Annotated in this window: 20 protein-coding genes; 13 read left to right on the top strand and 7 right to left on the bottom strand. The window is 41.9% G+C overall.

What is annotated here, in order from left to right; genetic code table 11:
* Complete coding sequence (locus BBH88_RS12585; protein ID WP_006831183.1) at positions 1-540, bottom strand: helix-turn-helix domain-containing protein; 540 nt, start codon at positions 538-540, stop codon at positions 1-3.
* Positions 541-984: 444 nt separating this feature from the next.
* Between BBH88_RS12585 and BBH88_RS12580 the strand changes: the two genes are divergently transcribed.
* Both BBH88_RS12580 and BBH88_RS12575 read left to right on the top strand, forming a co-directional pair.
* Entirely contained in the window at positions 985-1,281 is a 297-nt protein-coding gene (locus tag BBH88_RS12580) for a hypothetical protein (protein WP_006831184.1), read from the top strand.
* Between the two features lie 184 nt (positions 1,282-1,465).
* Positions 1,466-2,125 (top strand): potassium channel family protein, encoded by a 660-nt coding sequence (locus BBH88_RS12575; protein WP_006831185.1) that lies wholly within the window; start codon positions 1,466-1,468, stop codon positions 2,123-2,125.
* A 337-nt stretch (positions 2,126-2,462) separates the two neighbouring features.
* Here the strand turns inward: BBH88_RS12575 and rnjA are convergent, their stop codons facing one another.
* Together rnjA and BBH88_RS12565 are read right to left on the bottom strand one after the other, a co-directional pair.
* On the bottom strand, positions 2,463-4,130 hold the full coding sequence (gene rnjA / locus BBH88_RS12570; RefSeq protein WP_065536734.1) for a ribonuclease J1: 1,668 nt from the start codon (positions 4,128-4,130) through the stop codon (positions 2,463-2,465).
* Between the two features lie 2 nt (positions 4,131-4,132).
* Entirely contained in the window at positions 4,133-4,345 is a 213-nt protein-coding gene (locus tag BBH88_RS12565; RefSeq protein ID WP_006831187.1) for a DNA-dependent RNA polymerase subunit epsilon, read from the bottom strand.
* Between the two features lie 284 nt (positions 4,346-4,629).
* Here BBH88_RS12565 and BBH88_RS12560 point away from each other — a divergent pair, with 284 nt between their 5' ends.
* A complete protein-coding gene (locus BBH88_RS12560) occupies positions 4,630-5,400 on the top strand; it encodes a Cof-type HAD-IIB family hydrolase (RefSeq protein ID WP_006831188.1) in 771 nt (256 codons plus the stop codon).
* A gap of 315 nt (positions 5,401-5,715) precedes the next feature.
* On the opposite strand, the gene def is transcribed toward BBH88_RS12560, so the two are convergent.
* Complete coding sequence (gene def, locus BBH88_RS12555; protein ID WP_006828037.1) at positions 5,716-6,282, bottom strand: peptide deformylase; 567 nt, start codon at positions 6,280-6,282, stop codon at positions 5,716-5,718.
* Positions 6,283-6,428: 146 nt separating this feature from the next.
* Between def and BBH88_RS12550 the strand changes: the two genes are divergently transcribed.
* The 6 genes from BBH88_RS12550 to BBH88_RS12525 all read left to right on the top strand — a co-directional run bounded on the left by BBH88_RS12550 (position 6,429) and on the right by BBH88_RS12525 (position 13,157).
* Complete coding sequence (locus tag BBH88_RS12550; protein ID WP_006828036.1) at positions 6,429-7,073, top strand: YkyA family protein; 645 nt, start codon at positions 6,429-6,431, stop codon at positions 7,071-7,073.
* Between the two features lie 254 nt (positions 7,074-7,327).
* Entirely contained in the window at positions 7,328-8,440 is a 1,113-nt protein-coding gene (gene pdhA / locus BBH88_RS12545) for a pyruvate dehydrogenase (acetyl-transferring) E1 component subunit alpha (protein ID WP_006828035.1), read from the top strand.
* 3 nt (positions 8,441-8,443) lie between these two features.
* Positions 8,444-9,421: an alpha-ketoacid dehydrogenase subunit beta gene (locus BBH88_RS12540; RefSeq protein ID WP_006828034.1), complete on the top strand. Its 978-nt coding sequence runs from the start codon at positions 8,444-8,446 to the stop codon at positions 9,419-9,421.
* A 28-nt stretch (positions 9,422-9,449) separates the two neighbouring features.
* Positions 9,450-10,832 carry a dihydrolipoamide acetyltransferase family protein gene (locus BBH88_RS12535; protein WP_006828033.1) on the top strand — a complete coding sequence of 461 codons (1,383 nt, stop codon included), beginning with the start codon at positions 9,450-9,452 and terminating at the stop codon, positions 10,830-10,832.
* A 5-nt stretch (positions 10,833-10,837) separates the two neighbouring features.
* Positions 10,838-12,247 carry a dihydrolipoyl dehydrogenase gene (gene lpdA / locus BBH88_RS12530; protein WP_006828032.1) on the top strand — a complete coding sequence of 470 codons (1,410 nt, stop codon included), beginning with the start codon at positions 10,838-10,840 and terminating at the stop codon, positions 12,245-12,247.
* An 88-nt stretch (positions 12,248-12,335) separates the two neighbouring features.
* Entirely contained in the window at positions 12,336-13,157 is an 822-nt protein-coding gene (locus BBH88_RS12525) for a polysaccharide deacetylase family protein (protein WP_006828031.1), read from the top strand.
* A gap of 346 nt (positions 13,158-13,503) precedes the next feature.
* Here the strand turns inward: BBH88_RS12525 and BBH88_RS12520 are convergent, their stop codons facing one another.
* Positions 13,504-14,973 carry an aminotransferase class I/II-fold pyridoxal phosphate-dependent enzyme gene (locus BBH88_RS12520; protein WP_065536735.1) on the bottom strand — a complete coding sequence of 490 codons (1,470 nt, stop codon included), beginning with the start codon at positions 14,971-14,973 and terminating at the stop codon, positions 13,504-13,506.
* A 135-nt stretch (positions 14,974-15,108) separates the two neighbouring features.
* Here BBH88_RS12520 and BBH88_RS12515 point away from each other — a divergent pair, with 135 nt between their 5' ends.
* Complete coding sequence (locus BBH88_RS12515) at positions 15,109-16,074, top strand: NAD(P)H-dependent flavin oxidoreductase (protein ID WP_065536736.1); 966 nt, start codon at positions 15,109-15,111, stop codon at positions 16,072-16,074.
* Between the two features lie 15 nt (positions 16,075-16,089).
* A complete protein-coding gene (locus BBH88_RS12510; RefSeq protein WP_065536737.1) occupies positions 16,090-16,368 on the top strand; it encodes a UPF0223 family protein in 279 nt (92 codons plus the stop codon).
* Positions 16,369-16,389: 21 nt separating this feature from the next.
* Here BBH88_RS12510 and BBH88_RS12505 read toward each other — a convergent pair whose 3' ends face one another.
* A complete protein-coding gene (locus tag BBH88_RS12505) occupies positions 16,390-17,031 on the bottom strand; it encodes a YktB family protein (RefSeq protein WP_065536738.1) in 642 nt (213 codons plus the stop codon).
* Positions 17,032-17,201: 170 nt separating this feature from the next.
* Between BBH88_RS12505 and BBH88_RS12500 the strand changes: the two genes are divergently transcribed.
* On the top strand, positions 17,202-17,396 hold the full coding sequence (locus BBH88_RS12500) for a hypothetical protein (RefSeq protein WP_006828879.1): 195 nt from the start codon (positions 17,202-17,204) through the stop codon (positions 17,394-17,396).
* An 86-nt stretch (positions 17,397-17,482) separates the two neighbouring features.
* Positions 17,483-18,274, top strand: a complete 792-nt coding sequence (locus BBH88_RS12495) for an inositol monophosphatase family protein (protein ID WP_065536739.1) — start codon at positions 17,483-17,485, stop codon at positions 18,272-18,274.
* A 34-nt stretch (positions 18,275-18,308) separates the two neighbouring features.
* Here the strand turns inward: BBH88_RS12495 and BBH88_RS12490 are convergent, their stop codons facing one another.
* A complete protein-coding gene (locus BBH88_RS12490) occupies positions 18,309-18,494 on the bottom strand; it encodes a YlaF family protein (protein ID WP_040851962.1) in 186 nt (61 codons plus the stop codon).
* Between the last annotated feature and the right edge of the window lie 47 nt (positions 18,495-18,541).

The following is an 18,541-nucleotide window of genomic DNA, read 5'->3' as shown; positions in this document are numbered from 1 at the left end:
TTATAAATAAGATTGCGTCGTGACGATAATCATTTCGGATACCCCATCAAAATCATTAATCAGCTGATGATGATCGGAAGCTTCGTAATAAATGGAGTCACCAGCAGCTGCCGTATAGTGATGAATGCCAATTTTGAGCAGGAGCTGACCTTCCAGAACATAGATGAATGTTTCGGCAGAAGACGGTTCGAAGCTCTTAAATTGACCCTTTACCTGCAAGGTTAGGTAGACAGGCTCCATTTCTTTCTCATTGGAGGTAGGAATAAGCCATTCAATCTCATAACCCGCTATTTCATCAATATGGGCCATATGGTCAGCTGTAGAATAAACGATTTTCACATCGTGGTCATCGGCGAAAAAATCCTTTGGGGTAGTGCCTAGCACTTCCAGTAAGGTGAAGAAGGTTTCAATGGAAGGTGAGTTCATATCCCGCTCCAGCTGGGATATGAATCCTTTGCTCAAGTCCGTTCGCTTTCCCAGCTCTTCCTGAGTCAATCCGTTCTTTAATCGAAGCCGTTTGATTTTAGTTCCGATCTCCATCAGAATTCTCCTCGATTCCTTTTAACTAACTGTTTGCAGAAAGTTTAGTTAAAATATACTTTTAGTTTACTAATAGCATATATTCATTATACGAAACGATTTAAATTTTTCAAGTCGGAAATTATTTTCAATAAGGGATTGTTATCTATTGCAATTTACCGGTTGTTTTTACTATCATAGAGAAAGTGTGAAATAAATAATGGTTTACTAATTTTTTAACAAGCCAGTTGAATCTTTGATATGAACGATTACAAAATAAATCAAAATGATACAAACAAACAAACAAACAAACAAGCTCCATGCATCTCATACAAATGGTTAAATGCGATTGGCCCGTGAACATTCCGGTGCTGAGCAAGCCAATGAAGATGGGAAAGTTGATTTCCGGCTGGAACAGGAAAGTCCTTTTTTTACTGCTCGACCAAAACCCTAGGAGTGATCAATGTGAACGGCAAAATGAATTTCTTTCTCGATCCAAAAAACCGGGTCATTCAAAAACCTTCAATTATGAATTACAAACAAGACCAGCAAGGATTGTATCTCGTGGCTGACAAGCGGTTCATCAACTGGATGGATGTCCACACTTATTGCCATACTTGCTTGGCGGCATTGACTTTTGATGATGAATTTGACGCAAGTTATTGCGCCAGCTGTAACGAATGGCGGGAAGAGCCCTGCACGGACATCAGCTGCGAGTATTGTGAAAACCGGCCGAAACGCCCACTGGATCCCCGCCGATAAGCGGGGTTTTTTACTGCCGCGAATAGCGTTCTTAGTGGAATTAAAGAATTCAGCTTTTGAAAATAGCAAACCTCTGGATGCGCAGATGTTGGTGAAGTTATTATGCGAAATATCGATAGGTGCAGATTTTTAGTTCAGGTCATATATGATAGAATAAAGCCACATGATTATTTGGAGGATGCATATGAAAAAGGAATTTGTAGTCATTGGACTTGGCCGTTTCGGCGGCAGCATAGTACGTGAATTGATTGAACAGGATGCGGATGTAATGGCAATCGACAAGGACTCTGAACGAGTAGATGAGTATGCTTCCATCGCAACACAGGCTGTTGTGGCGGACACGACAGACGAGGCAGTTTTAAAATCGCTGGGCATCCGGAATTTTGAGCATGTCATTGTCGCAATCGGTGAAAATATCCAAGCCAGTATTTTAACAACCCTGATGCTGAAGGAAATTGGCGTGAAGAAAATTACAGTAAAGGCGCAAAATGATTACCATGCTAAAGTATTGAACAAAATAGGTGCGGATAAAGTGGTCCATCCAGAACGTGATATGGGTATACGGATCGCCCATAACATTCTTTCCAATAACGTGCTGGATTATTTGGAGCTGTCCGATGAACATTCCATCATAGAAATTAAGGTAAATCAGAAGCTGGCTGGCTATACATTGATTGGTCTCGACATCCGGGCACGCTATGGCATTAACATCGTGGCGATAAAAAGGGGAGATGACATCATCGTTTCTCCACAGGCAGATATGGAAATTGAACAAGAGGATATCTTGATCATCATTGGTTCAGACGCAGACATCAATCGTTTCGAGAAGAAAATGATGAATTAATGAGAAAAATACTGTTGGGACTTCTCCAGCATCCCAAAAGACCTAAAAAGGATAATCATTCTTTTCAGGTCTTTTTCTGTTTTTGATAAAAAATGGACGGAACTTGTTTCTATAAAAGTTGAACTAAAGAAATAATTTTTTAACTCGATAATCAGTGGATAAACGAAAAAGTCGCTTCAGACGGCCGCTTTGGTCCACAGTATGCGGGCCCAAAGCGGAGCTGGTTTGCGGAATATCGACAGGCTGAAATCATTCGTTCAACTTATATAGATCAAAATAAAAAGGTGCACTGGGTTAAACCCGAGTGCACCTCTTATAACTTAAATAGCCTTGATTTTTATACTTCCATGATTACTGGCAAAATCATTGGACGGCGTTTTGTTTTTTCATACAGATACGGTCCAAGAACGTCAGAAATATCATTTTTCAATTCTGCCCATTCTGTGTTTTTGCCATGTATTTTCTTATTAAGGTGGCGATTCAACATTTGTTGCGCCTCATAGATCATGGTGCCTGACTCGCGCATATAGACAAATCCACGTGAAATGATGTCGGGGCCAGAAACCATTTTATTCTTTTGCATATCAACGCTTACAACAACGATGACTAAACCTTCTTCAGAAAGCACGCGACGGTCACGCAAAACGATGTTACCGATGTCGCCAATACCGCTGCCGTCGATGTAAACATCGCCCGAAGGAACGCGACCTGCGATAGAAGCTTCTTCTTGCCCTAAAGCAAGAACCTCGCCATTTTCCATGATAAAGGTGTTTTCCAAAGGTACATCACATTCAACCGCCAAACCTGCATGCGTTTTTAACATACGATATTCACCGTGAATCGGCATGAAGAATTTTGGCTTGATCAAACGGAGCATCAATTTATTTTCAGGCTCTGAGCCGTGGCCGGATGTATGGATGTTGTTAAGCGATCCATGAATCACGTCTGCTCCCGCTCGGAACAACAAATTGATTGTCCGATTGACGCTGCTCGTATTGCCCGGAATCGGGGAAGACGAGAAGACAACCGTATCATTTGGCTGAATCTGGATTTGGCGATGAGTGCCGTTGGCAATTCTTGAAAGAGCGGCCATTGGTTCGCCTTGTGAACCGGTACAAAGGATTAGTACTTCATTTGCAGGTAAGCGATTTAAGGTTTGAGTATCCACAAATGCATCTTCTGGAGCATTGATATAACCGAGTTCACGACCAATTGTCATGGCATTATCCATGCTGCGTCCGAAAACTGCGATTTTGCGTCCCTGTGCAACGGCTTCATCAGTTACTTGCTGCAAACGATAAATGTTTGAAGCGAAAGTAGCGAAAATCAAGCGGCCATCGACTTTTCTCATAATGTCTTTGATCGTTTCGCCGACTTTGCGTTCAGACATCGTAAAGTCAGGAACTTCTGCATTGGTGCTGTCTGATAGCAGGCATAATACGCCTTCGCTTCCGATTTGAGCCATTTTCAATAAGTTGGCAGGCTCGCCTACTGGAGTGAAATCGAATTTAAAATCGCCTGTATGGACAATATTGCCTGGTGGAGTTTTTACAACTACACCAAAAGCGTCGGGGATACTGTGTGTTGTGCTAAAAAAGCTGACGGCTGTCTTACGAAACTTGATGACGTCATCTTCACCGATTTCAGTCATTTTTGTTTGACGTAACAAACCGTGTTCTTCCAATTTTTTACGCAAAAGGCCAAGTGCCAATTTGCCTCCGTAAACTGGAATATTAATCTTTTTAAGCAAGTAGGGAATGCCACCGATATGGTCTTCATGACCATGTGTAATAAAAAGGCCTTTAATTTTATCGACGTTTTTGACTAAATACGTGTAATCCGGAATAACATAATCGATTCCGAGCAAATCGTCTTCCGGGAATTTAATGCCTGCATCTATCAGAATGATTTCATCCTGGAATTGGACACCGTACGTATTTTTGCCGATTTCACCCAGTCCGCCTAGGGCGAAAACAGCTGTTTGGTCGTTCTTAACAAATTTCATCGTTATTCGATGCTCTCAACTTCGTAATATTGGCTCGCCTGTTCATACTCGAGGTGGTTGCCTTCGAGTAGTTGGATAAGTTCAACATTGTAGTTGCGGTCTTTTAAGTGGTGTCGGACTTCACGCTCGGATGCTGCTTCCACATAAAGGCTTTGGGTATTTTCGCGAACTGGTACTTCAAAACGGTTTTCCTGGTAATATACTTTAAAAATCATTGTTTGCTCTCCTTTTTCCACGCTCAAATAAATGCACTTCCTTTATATTATCATGTCATTAGACTAAAATAAAGAATAGCCCTCCTTATTTATAAAGAAGGGCTAAAACGTTTATGCAATTTTCTTTTTGTTCATGATGCCATTGAGTTGTCTGAGAAGTTTTCTTTTCAAACGTTTCAACATGGCTAACCACTCCTTAAAGCGATTATACTGCGTTTTCTGACAATTGTAAAGAAGTCACGCTTTGATTTAAAAGACTTATCAAACAGAATGGAGACTAAAAAATGCCTAAATTATTATTGCTGGATATTGATGGAACCTTGTTGGATTCCCATAAGAAATTGCCAGCTTCTGCAAAAGAAGCCTTGGAACAGGCACGGCTGAATGGCCACGATTTGGCCATTGCTACAGGACGTGGACCGTTCATGATCACTAAGATTTTAAAGGAACTGAACATTGATACTTATATTACATTTAACGGTCAATATATTGTCCACAAAGGACAAGCTATCCATAAAGAGGCAATTGATTCAAGCACGCTGAACGATATCTTTGAATATGCAGAACAGCGTAATCATCCAATCGTTTTCATGAATGAGAAGAAAATGGTATCCTCTATTGATTTTCATCCGGACATCGATGAAAGCATCAAAACCTTAAAAATGCCTCATCCTGAGGTGCATAAAGATTTTCACTTAAACAATGAAGTGTATCAGGCGTTGGTTTTCTGTGAAAAAGAAGAAGAGCAACAATACCATGATACGTTCAAGCAAGTAGACTTTGTCCGATGGCACCGCGTGTCATGCGACATTACGCCAAAAGGAGGTACCAAGGCAAGCGGTATTGAGAATTTGATTCGTGCTACCGGACACTCAATCGAAGAAACAATCGCATTTGGAGACGGTCTGAACGACCTGCAGATGATGGATATTGCCGGTTACAGCGTAGCGATGGAGAACGGCCACGAAGAAACAAAAAAACGCGCATCATACGTCACTGATCACGTCGACAACGACGGTTTGGCAAAGGCGTTCAAGCATCTGAAATTGATTTGAAAAAGAAAAGCGCAAGCGCCTGTTAAGCTCTGACAGGCATAAGACAGACCAGCAGTGTGGCGGACTTTGCCACGCAGCTGGGTTGACTTATGACCCGAAGAGATAGGCGCTGGAGTCTAGACAAAAAGAAAAGCGCAAGCGCCTGTTAAGCTCTGACAGGCATAAGACAGACCAGCAGTGTGGCGGACTTTGCCACGCAGCTGGGTTGACTTATGACCCGAAGAGATAGGCGCTGGAGTCTGGACAACCAGAAAAGCGCAAGCGCCTGTGTAGAACCAAAGACGAATATTTACAACTATAAAAAAGAGACTCGGCTTACTCAGCCGAGTCTCTTTCGATTGCAATGGCATTTTCAATTTCAGCGAATGGGTTTTTTGAATCGATATGGTCAAAGAACATGACGCCATTCAAATGATCGAGTTCGTGTTGGAACGCGATGGCAGGAAGGCCTTTCAAACGCATTTTGATTTCTTCTCCATCTAAGTTAAAAGCTTTGACGGTAACCCGGGCATATCTCGGGACATAGCCAGGAATTACACGATCAACAGACAAACAACCTTCTCCAGCAGCTAAATAAGATTTTTCTACAGAATGGCTGACGATTTTGGGGTTGACGGCGACCATGCTGAGATTTTCTCCTGTACTGTCATCAAAATGCAGGACAAAAATCCGTTGCGCTCTATTTATTTGAGGCGCTGCAATTCCAACGCCGGGACGCAAATCGTGTTTTTCAGCCAGTTCGTCGTCCTGACTGTTTACTACATATTCCAGAAGGTCTCCACCCAATTTACGGATTTCTTCAGATAACGGGAATTTCACTTCTTCTGAACGTTTTCTGAGGGTAGGATGACCTTCACGTATAATGTCTTTCATTCGTATCAAGTGATTTCATCCTTTCAAATGGCTTGCTATATATTTTAGTATAACTCAACTCAGCAATTTTGAAAAAAGAAAAAGCTGTAGGCCGAGTTGTATTTTGCCCTTTCACATACTATAGTTAATTCATGGAAATTAAGGAGTGAATTATAATGAAAAAAGTATGGATGGCAGCTACAATATCTAGCCTTCTGTTGTTAACTGCCTGTTCAGGGTCCGGCATTCGTGAAGATTTGGATCAGATATTGAATGACACCTTCAACGAAGAAAAGGATTATCGTGCAGTGCAGGACGATCTTGAAGAACGTGAAAAAGCAGAACAGCAATTGTTCGAAGAAATAATGGCCTTGACAAAAGAACAACAAGATCTGGTGGCGGAACAGGCGCAGGAAGCGCTTGATTCAGCAAACGAACGGCTTGAATTCCTTCAGGCCGAGAAGGAATCGATGCAGTCGGCTGAAGTAAATTTTGCTGAAATCGATGGAGTGATTGAATCAGCCGAAGAGGAATCCGTCAAAGCAGATTTGGAGGCGCTAAAAGCAGGGATGCTGGAGCGCTTTACAGCGCATGACCGATTTGCAGAAGCTTATGAGGAATTGATTGTTCGTCAGAAAGAATTATATGAAATGCTGAAGAACGATGAAAGTACATTGCAAATGCTTCAGGAAAAGGCTGCGGAAGTGAATAAACAAAATGAGCAGGTGCAGTTGGCTGTTACAGAGTTTAATGAATTAACGCAACAGGTAAATGATTTGAAGGATACTACACTGGAAAGACTAAGTAAAAGTGAAGAATAAACGGCCTATAGGGCCGTTTTTTCTGTGCTATAAAAGATGTTTGTTATTGCGCCTGTATTATAATACAGAGATCAAAATTAACTAATACAGTTTGAGAAAAAGAGAATTATCTTGCAATTACTATTGTCCAAAAATGTCAGATTGTCTATGATTGACCGAGTTATTCTTGTGACGTATACTGAAAAGGAATGCGAAATTGTATCATAAATTGTATGTAATTATTTTAATACAGATGAAAAAGGAGAGTTGCTTTTATGGCTGCGAAAAAATCACAGCAGTTCGATCCAGTGGAAACACTTAACGCAATCGAAGAGAAGTTTGAAATGGTTCAGATCTTGAACGAAGAAGGCGAAATCGTCAACAAAGAAGCTGATCCGAAGCTTTCTGATGAGGATCTCCAGGAATTGATGAGAAGAATGGTTTATACACGAATTTTGGATCAGCGTTCTATTTCTCTGAACCGCCAAGGTCGTTTAGGGTTCTATGCTCCAACTGCAGGGCAAGAAGCTTCACAATTAGCTTCACATTTTGCGTTGGAAAAAGAAGATTTTATCCTTCCTGGCTATCGCGATGTCCCTCAGTTGATTTGGCATGGCTGGCCTTTGCATCAAGCATTCCTATTTTCTCGCGGACATTTCATGGGCAATCAGATGCCTGAAGGATTGAATGTTTTACCTCCTCAAATCATCATCGGCGCTCAGTTTATCCAAGCTACCGGTGTGGCACTTGGGATGCAGAAACGTAAAAAAGAGACAGTTGCCGTTACTTATACAGGAGAAGGCGGTTCTTCACAAGGCGATTTCTACGAAGGAATCAACTTTGCTGGGTCTTTCCGAGCACCGGCTATTTTTATCGTTCAAAATAACCAATACGCAATTTCCACACCACGTGAGGTTCAAACTGCGGCAAAAACAATTGCTCAAAAAGCAGTAGCAGCCGGCATTCCAGGAGTTTTTGTTGACGGAATGGATCCACTAGCTGTATATGCTGTAACACGCGATGCACGCGAACGCGCAATTAAAGGCGACGGACCGACACTTATTGAAACGTTTTGCTATCGATATGGTCCACATACAATGGCAGGCGATGATCCGACGCGTTACCGTACTTCTGACATCGACAGCGAATGGGAAAAGAAAGATCCACTCGTTCGTTTCCGTAAGTATTTGGAAGCTAAAAATTTATGGAGCGAAGAAAAAGAAAAGGAAGTAATGGAACAAGCTAAAGACGAAATCAAAGCTGCAATCAAAAAAGCAGATGCTGCACCAAAACAGAAAGTGACTGATTTGCTCGGATTTATGTATGAAGAAATGCCGTTCAACATACAAGAGCAAATGGATATTTATAAAGCAAAGGAGTCGAAGTAAGCCATGGCACAATTAACAATGATCCAAGCGATTACGGACGCCCTGAAAACAGAGCTGAAAAACGATGAAAATGTCCTTGTTTTCGGCGAAGATGTTGGAAACAACGGTGGAGTTTTCCGAGCAACAGAAGGTCTCCAAAAAGAATTTGGCGAAGATCGGGTATTTGATACACCTCTAGCAGAATCAGGTATTGGCGGACTCGCGATTGGTTTGTCTTTACAAGGTTATCGTCCAGTGCCGGAAATTCAGTTTTTCGGTTTTGTTTTTGAAGTAATGGATTCGATTAGTGGACAGATGGCACGTATGCGTTACCGTAGTGGTGGCAGCCAAAATGCACCTGTAACGATTCGTGCTCCATTTGGCGGGGGTGTTCATACTCCTGAAATGCATGCTGACTCACTTGAAGGGCTGATGGCGGCTTCACCGGGTTTGAAAGTAGTCATTCCATCTACACCGTATGATGCAAAAGGCTTGCTCATTTCAGCCATCCGCGACAATGACCCAGTTATTTTTCTTGAGCATATGAAACTTTATCGATCGTTTCGCCAGGAAGTTCCCGAAGAAGAATACACGATTCCATTAGGCAAAGCTGAAGTGAAGCGTGAAGGCAAAGATTTATCAATTATCACGTACGGTGCAATGGTACAAGAAAGTATAAAAGCTGCTGAAGAACTTGAAAAAGAAAATTATTCGGTAGAAGTCGTTGACTTACGGACGATTCAGCCACTTGATATTGAAGCAATCATCGCTTCGGTAGAAAAAACCGGTCGTGCTATGGTTGTTCAAGAAGCACAAAAGCAAGCAGGTATCGCAGCTAATGTCGTAGCTGAAATTACAGAACGTGCCATTTTAAGTTTGGACGCACCCGTTCTTCGTGTAACAGCCCCGGACACAGTATTCGCGTTCTCACAAGCAGAAGAAGTTTGGCTTCCAAATGCGAAAGATATAGTAGAAACAGCGAAAAAAATTCTTACTTTTTAAAATAGATAGAGAAGAAAGGGTGAAACTGATGGCTTATAAATTTCGTTTGCCGGATATTGGAGAAGGTATCCATGAAGGTGAAATTGTAAAGTGGTTTGTCAAAGCAGGAGATAAAATCGAAGAAGACGATGTGCTTGTTGAAGTGCAAAATGATAAAGCTGTCGTTGAAATTCCATCACCAGTATCTGGAACAATTGAAGAAGTACTGGTTGAGGAAGGAACAGTAGCCGTAGTTGGCGATATATTGATCCGGATCGATGCACCTGATGCCGATGAAGACGAGGACGAGGGTGCTAAAGAAGAAGCAACTCCTGAAGTGAAAGAAGAAACCGAAGAGCAAGTACAAGCGGGTACTGCTGAATCTGGTGGAGATGTTGATAAAGCACCTGTTAAAGAAGAACCGAAAAAACAGACTGGTGCTGGCTCACAAACACAGACTGATTCAACAACAGAGTCTGACCCAACTGCTCGTGTGATTTCAATGCCATCTGTCCGCAAATTTGCGCGCGACAGTGATATAGACATTAAACAAGTAACGGGTTCTGGTAATAATGGTCGCGTATTAAGAGAAGATATTGAAGCGTTCATGAACGGTGACCAAAAAGCAGCAACACCAACAGATTCTGAAGAAGCACCACAGGAAGTAGCAGAAGAAAGCACTGATCAAGCAGCAGCTGCACCAAAAGCAACAGCAGCTCCTGAAGGTGAATTCCCTGAAACGCGTGAGAAAATGTCCGGAATACGTAAAGCAATTGCTAAAGCAATGGTTCATTCTAAACAAACTGCTCCGCACGTAACATTAATGGACGAAGTGGATGTTACTGAACTCGTAGCACACCGCAAAAAGTTCAAAGATATTGCAGCAGAAAAAGAAATCAAGCTGACTTATCTACCATACGTAGTAAAAGCTTTGGTCAGCACATTGCGTGAATTCCCAGCTTTGAATACATCATTTGATGATGAAACAAGCGAAATTATCCAAAAGCATTATTTCAATATCGGAATTGCAGCAGATACAGAAAAAGGCTTAATGGTTCCAGTTATCAAAAACGCAGACCGTAAATCAGTATTTACGATTTCAGATGAAATCAATGGGTTAGCAACAAAAGCGCGCGATGGTAAATTATCCGCTGCTGAAATGAAAGGCGCTTCATGCTCGATTACAAATATCGGTTCTGCCGGCGGGCAATGGTTCACACCGGTCATTAACCATCCAGAAGTGGCGATTCTTGGAATTGGCCGCATCGCAGAGAAACCTGTAATTAAAAATGGTGAAATTGTAGCAGCACCTGTGTTAGCATTATCATTGAGCTTCGATCACAGAATGATCGATGGTGCAACGGCACAACATGCATTAAATCATATTAAACGTTTATTAAGTCAACCTGAATTACTATTAATGGAGGCGTAAAACTTATGGTAGTAGGAGATTTTCCAATTGAAACAGATACGCTTGTAATCGGCTCAGGCCCTGGCGGTTATGTTGCGGCTATTCGCGCAGCACAAACGGGCCAAAAAGTAACAATCGTTGAAAAAGAGTATATTGGCGGCGTTTGTTTGAACGTCGGTTGTATCCCTTCTAAAGCGATGATTTCTGTTGGTCACCGTTTTGAAGAAGCTCAGCATTCGGAAGATATGGGCATTGTTGCGAAAGAAGTTACGATTAACTTTGAAAAAGCACAAGCATTTAAAGACAGCGTCGTGAAGAAATTGACTAGCGGTGTTGAATCTCTTCTGAAAGGCAATAAAGTCGAAATCTTGCGCGGCGAAGCTTATTTCGTCGACGAAAATACAGTTCGCATCATGGATGATAATTCAGCACAAACGTATAAATTCAAAAATGCAATTATTGCTACTGGATCTCGTCCAGTTGAAATCCCGACTTTCAAATTTACCGATCGTGTCATTAATTCTACAGGCGCATTGGCTCTTAAGGAAATCCCGAAAAAAATGGTCGTTATCGGTGGTGGCTATATTGGTATAGAACTAGGAACAGCATATGCTAATCTAGGCTCTGAAGTAACCATCCTTGAAGGCGCACCTGACATTCTTGCTGGATTCGAAAAGCAAATGACAGCAATCGTCAAAAAAGGATTAAAGAAAAAAGGTGTCGAAGTCATCACTAAAGCATCTGCTAAAGGTGTAGAAGAAAGTGATTCTGGCGTTAAAGTAACTTATGAAGCAGGCGGAGAAGAAAAAACGCTGGAAGCTGATTATGCGCTTGTAACAGTTGGCCGTCGTCCAAATACAGACGAAATGGGCCTTGAAGAATTGAATCTGACAATGTCCGATCGGGGCTTGATTGAAGTGGACAAGCAATGCCGTACAAACATCCCGAACATCTATGCAATTGGCGATGTTGTAGCTGGATTGCAATTGGCTCACAAAGCTTCTTACGAAGGCAAAGTTGTTGCTGAAGCAATCGCTGGCGAAAAATCAGAGGTTGATTATTTGGCAATTCCGGCTGTTTGCTTTACAGATCCTGAACTCGCAAGCGTCGGGTTAACCGAAGAGCTGGCCAAAACAGAAGGATTTGAAGCAAGCGCTGCTAAATTTCCATTCGGAGCTAACGGCCGTGCGCTTTCATTAAACGCATCTGAAGGGTTCGTGAAACTGGTTTCACGCAAATCTGATGGCTTATTGTTAGGCGCACAAATTGTTGGTGCGGGTGCATCAGACATGATCGCCGAACTTGGTCTTGCAATCGAAGCTGGAATGACAGTGGAAGATATCGCAATGACAATTCACGCTCATCCAACGCTCGCTGAAGTTACAATGGAAGCAGCAGAAGTAGCTCTTGGAACACCGATTCATACCATGAAATAATTGATAAGAAGTCGCCCCTGCGGCTTCTTTTTTTTGGGAAATAAATTGTTTCTTGTGGTAAGATTTGTATAGTGAAGGGGTGTTTAGATTGGTACATAAAAAATGGATAGCTATTGTAGCGGCGACGTTTTTACTGACGGCGTGTGGGGAAAAAACTAAAACTTCTTCGAGTGAAGCTGAAGAAATAGAAAATATCGAAAAAAATGCTGAAACAAAAAAACAAGAAGTGAAAGAAGAAGAGGTAACAAAAGAAGCAATGGAAGAAGAAGGTGTGGTTGAAGCTCAATATCGAATCAATACAGCCAATTGGTCCGTCCAGCCTATAGCAGATGCTGCTGAAAAAGTCGTATTGGTGACCATTGATGATGCACCTGACCAACATTCAATGGAAATGGCGGAAACCTTGAAAAGTCTAGAAATCCCAGCAATTTTCTTTGTTAATGGACATTTTTTAGATACAGATGAAAAAAAGGAACAAGTGAAGAAAATCCATGAAATGGGCTTCGTGATTGGCAATCATACTGAAAGTCATCAAAATTTAAAAGATCTTACCGAGCAGCAACAAGAAGAAGAAATTTTACGAGTAAACAAAGCAGTAGAAGAGATTATTGGTGAAAAACCGAAATTTTTCCGCGCTCCCTTTGGCTCAAATACTGATTTTAGTAAACAGCTTGTCAAAGACCAAGAGATGGTTTTGATGAATTGGACATACGGCTATGACTGGGAAAAGCAGTATCAAGATGCTCAGGCGTTAACGGGAATTATGATTGATACCGAGTACTTAAATAATGGTGCCAATTTATTGATGCACGATCGAGATTGGACTGCAGAAGCTCTTCCAGATATTATCCAAGGCTTAGAAGACAAAGGGTATGGTTTTGTAGATCCAAAAACAATCGAAGGTATTTAAAAAAACGATCCACAGGTTTTTTTCTGTGGATCGTTTTTTCATGGCTATCAATACAAGCTTATGCCTGTCGGAGCTGAACAGGCACTTTCACTTTTCGTGATGTCTAGCGCAAGCAGCCAGCCCCTCGAGTCGCTTCAGCTCTGCCGTTAATGGCTGAAAACCGCCATTAACGGCAAGGCTTCCAGCGCTTGTCGGGTCTACATGGCTGCTTGCGCTTTTTGTGCTGTCCAGTTGCAAGTGCCTAGCTCCTCGGGTCATAAGTCAACCCAGCTGCGTGGCAAAGAACGCCACACTGCTGGTCTGCCTTATGCCTGTCGGAGCTGAACAGGCACTTTCACTTTTCTAATTACCTAATCGCTTGTTGTTCTTTAATTACGCGCAGCATTTGCAGCGTATCGTCTTCTGGTCCTTGTACGGGTAATCCGGCGGCTACGTTCATATGAATATAGTTAATATTTTCTTCGGTTATGATTTCACCAGGAATGAAAATAGGAATGCCGGGTGGGTAGACCATTATGAATTCAGCGGAAATGCGTCCGACGGCATCATTGATTGAAATGACTTCGGTTGTTGCATAAAAAGCGTCGCGCGGTGTCATGGCAAGCCTTGGGATATCCGGAAGCAGTACGACTGGTTCAACTACAACGGCCTCACTTTCCAATGCCCCAGTCATACGTTGAAGAGCATTGATTAATAAATTCAATTCTTTGCGGCTATCGCCAATTGTGACGAGGCACAGAATATTATACAAATCGGAAAGTTCGATTTCAATGTTGGCGTTTTCTCTCAGCCATTCTTCAGCCTGATGACCAGTAATGCCAAGGTTTTTGACACTAATCAACAACTTTGTTGGGTCCAAATCAAAAGTAGCTGATGAATTCAACAATTCTTTGCCTACACAGTGCAGGTGAGGAATTTTATTGATGCGTTTTCGAGCATCCTGAGACAAGCGGATCGTCCGGTCAATTAAGTCGTAACCATTGATTGCTAATTGACGGCGTGCGGTATCAAGAGATGCCAAGATTGGATACGACGTCGATGTTGTGGTCAGCATGGATAGAGTCGACTGTACACGTTTTGGTGATACTAGTCCTTCTCGCACATTGAGCACGGAACTTTGTGTCATGGAACCGCCTAGTTTATGAACAGAAGTCGCGGCCATATCCGCACCTGCTGCCATCGCTGAAATAGGCAAAGATTTGTGGAAATGGATGTGAACGCCGTGTGCTTCATCAACTAAAACAGGCACATTCCGTGCATGGGCAATGTCGACAATCCGTTTTAAATCAGCGGCTATGCCAAAATAAGTCGGATTTATGACTAGCACTGCTTTAGTGTCCGGATATTCAATCAATGCTTTTTCTACTGCTTCTGCTGAAATTCCATGAGATATTCCAAGTTCGGGATCTACTTCAGGATGGATGAAAATCGGGATGGCGCCAGCGAAAACAATAGCAGACATAATAGACTTATGGACATTTCGTGGTACCAAGATCTTGTCATTGGGACCAACGACGCTAAGAATCATGGTCATAATCGCACCACTTGTCCCTTGTACAGAAAAGAATGTATGATCTGCTCCAAAAGCTTCGGCAGCTAGCTCTTGAGCTTTTTTAATCGCGCCTTTTGGTGAATGTAAATCGTCCAGAGGAGCGATATTAATTAAATCAATGGAAAGAATATTATCCCCGACAAATTCTCGGAATGCGGGATCTACGCCCTGTCCTTTTTTATGGCCAGGTATATGGAATTGGATCGGGTGCCGGTTTCGATGCTTTAAAAGTGCATCAAATAACGGAGTTTCTAATTGAGACAATGATAAGCCCACCTCGCTAATTAAAATGAAAACAAAAAGAATTATAGCATGATGCAACTCACTATAGTATAAAATAAAAGGATTTTCCATTGTGGAAGCGAATACATGAAGTGTAGAGAGAAAAGGAGTGAGTTCATGGAATTCAAAACAAAAGTGACTGAACTATTGGGAATCCGTTATCCTATTATACAGGGGGGGTTGGCTTATTTGGCCTATGCGGAACTAGCTGCAGCGGTTTCAAACGCTGGAGGACTTGGTCAAATCACGGCGATGAGTCTTTCAACGCCTGAAGAATTGAGAAGAGAAATTCAAAAAGTAAGAGCATTGACGGACAAGCCTTTTGGTGTTAATTTTGCGATTGGTGACCACGACCGTTCGTTTTCTCATATGCTGGATATAGCAATTGAAGAAAGAGTGCCGGTTGTTTCGATGACGGGCGGCAACCCAACTCCGATATTCGAACAGCTGAAAGGGACAGATATCAAAAAATTGGTCCTAGTAGCTGCTAGAAGACAGGCCGAAAAAGCAGAGAGCCTTGGTGCTGACGCTGTCATGGTCGTGGGTCAAGAAGGTGGCGGCCATTTAGGGCGTGATGACATCGGAACGATGGTGCTAATTCCACAAGTGGTTGATGCTGTGCAAATCCCAGTTATTGCTTCAGGTGGAATCGGCGACGGACGCGGCTGGATGGCAGCGCATGCGTTAGGTGCTGAAGGTATTGAAATGGGCACACGTTTTATTGCCACAAAAGAATGCGTTCATGCCTCAGAAGCTTATAAACAACAGCTGATCAATAGCTCCGAGAACGATACGGTCATTATCAAACGTAGCATTGGTGCTCCTGCGCGGACGTTGCGAAGTAGCTGGACCGATAAAATTCTTGAGATTGAAAGTCAAACGCCGACTTATGAAGCCTTAAAAGAATATATTAGTGGTGAAGCCAACAAGCGTTTCATCTATCATGGAGAAACAGATGGGGGCTTTGGTTGGGCGGGGCAAGTGACTGGAATGATCAAAGATGTGCCAACAGTTCAAGAACTGATTGAGGGCATGGTTAAACAGGCTGGAGAAATCCGAGGCAAATGGTCAATTTCTAGATGAAAAGAGGGATAACTAATGGATTATTCTTATCCATTTTCAATTGAGTGGTCAACAGAAGAAATTATTGACGTTGTCAGTTTTTTTGAAGCAATCGAAATAGCTTATGAAAAAGGTATTAACAGACAAGAGTTATTAACACGCTACCGCAAATTCAAGCAAGTTGTTCCTTCGATATCAGAAGAAAAAACTTATTTCCGTGAATTTGAAGAAGAAAGTGGCTATGTTAGCTTTCGGGTTATTAAAGAAATGAAAGCTAAAACAGGCGACGAAACCATCAAACTAAAAAACAAGTAAGCAAAAAAAGAACCTGTAGCCTCAGCGGCTAACAGGTTCTTTTTTTGGTTGCAGCAAATCATTGTAAACAGGAAGTAGGGCATCGAAGGTTTCTCCGGCAAATTGAAGAAATTGTTCTTTGTTCAAAGAGGCAGCCTGTTCTCTTGTTAAATGACGACCAATCACAAATTCGCCTTTTTTTACATCGCGTAAACGAATCAGTAATTTTTCAATGCCCTCATCACCTAATTGACTTAAAGCGTCGGACTGTGGCTTCATATGGTCTCCAGAAACAACAAAGTTTCCCGGTAAATTTTCTAGTACATCTGAATGCAATAAATTTCCAGCCATTGTTGTTTTGTTGGGAGCTTCGTAAATAACAGCTAATATGACGAATATGTGACTTTCCCACATGCCGATTTGAAAATGTGGAACAGCTTTATAGCCTCTTTTATACGGTGCAAAGGCAACCCAGCTGTCATTTGGTGGGTTTACAGTTCTGCGCATATGTTTAGCAACATGGGGGAAAAACTCATCTCCTGTTTTTCCGGAGAAAAATAAAGAGAATTCTGTTCCTAATTCTTCGAACTTCGGACGGATGAATTCAGCAAGCGCAGACATCCTTGCATCGAGGCCAGGAGTGTTGAAAACTTCAAAATCTTGTTCGTTCCAATAAGGCTTCAAATAAATATCCTCCTTTAATTTAGGCAATCAGGTTTCATTTTAACGAAGTTCGGGAAAAAAGAATATAAATACGGTTTTGCTAATAGATTTCATTTGAATAAAGTGGTATTATAAAGTTGTAACATGATTAGTCAGAATTTTCGGAGTATGGTGAGAAAGGGGTGCTCATTATGAAACAGATGATTCAGATAATCCGCAAAGCGGATGTAGAGAAAGAATACGTACACGTGCTGAAACTGGAACTCGATTATGAACTTGCTTCATTATTTGACGCGATACAGCAGAAAGACGAACATCAAATGTCTAAAAGCAAGCAGCGGCTTCAAGAAATTCACGTAGAACTGGAGGCCCTCCATGCGCTCTAATCCATCTATACATTAAAGGCATCTGCTAGAGTAAGACAGCAGATGCCTTTTTCGTTATACTGAAACAAATGAGGAGGGATACATACATGGACTTACATGCTATGGATAGATACATAAAATCATTGATCAAAGAAGCTGGACATCGGATTCGCAATTCTTTTTTGACTGATATCACCATTGAATCAAAATCAAATGCGAATGACCTGGTGACGAATATGGACAAAGAGATTGAACAATTCTTCATCGGCCGTATCCGCAGAGACTTTCCGGGTCATCGGATTTTTGGAGAAGAAGGCTTCGGGGATGATATTCAAAGTTCGGAAGGGGTCATTTGGCTACTAGATCCGATTGATGGCACAATGAATTTTGTTCACCAGAAACGCAATTTTGCTATCTCAATTGGCATATATCTAGATGGAGTCGGCAAACTTGGTTATATTTACGATGTCGTCAATGATGATTTGTACCACGGAGTTAAAGACGGTGGGGCATATTACAATGATGAGCAAATGAAGCCACTCCTAGAAATGGAGATAACCGAATCGATTGTGGCTATGAACGCCACGTGGACAATCCCGAATCGGTATCTGGATAACGATGCGATCATCCAGTTGATACGTGATGTCCGTGGTACACGTTCTTATGGTTCAGCAGCACTCGAACTTGCTTATCTGGCGAGCGGACGTGTCGATGCTTATATTTCCATGAGATTGTCACCTTGGGACATTGCAGGGGGCATGGTAATTGCACAAGAAGTTGGAGCAGTGACGACGAATTTCAAAGGCGATCCTGCGAACTTATTGAAACAAGATACGTTTATCGCAGCCAATCCAGCTATCCACAGCGAGTTGTTAAAAAAATATATAAAATTCAAGTAAAAAAAGATGCGGAATTCCGCATCTTTTTTTATAATTATAGTAATCCGGCTTCCCGCATTTCTTTTTTCTTTTTAAAGCCCATGCCCATGATCAAACAAAGTACTAATATTGCTGCAAATATACCTAGTACACTACGCAGGCCAACAGCTAAGCCAATTCCAACCATTGCTAATAATGCTGCTAAGGAATACAGTACAAAGACCCATTTTGTATTTTTCATTAAGCTTATCACTCGATTTTCCTCCTGTAGCTTACTGCCTGAAATAA

The organism is Planococcus antarcticus DSM 14505 (assembly GCF_001687565.2).
In the GTDB taxonomy this organism is placed as follows: domain Bacteria; phylum Bacillota; class Bacilli; order Bacillales_A; family Planococcaceae; genus Planococcus; species Planococcus antarcticus.
Note: the sequence above shows the minus strand (reverse complement) of the source record. Positions and strands in the feature narration are given on the sequence as shown.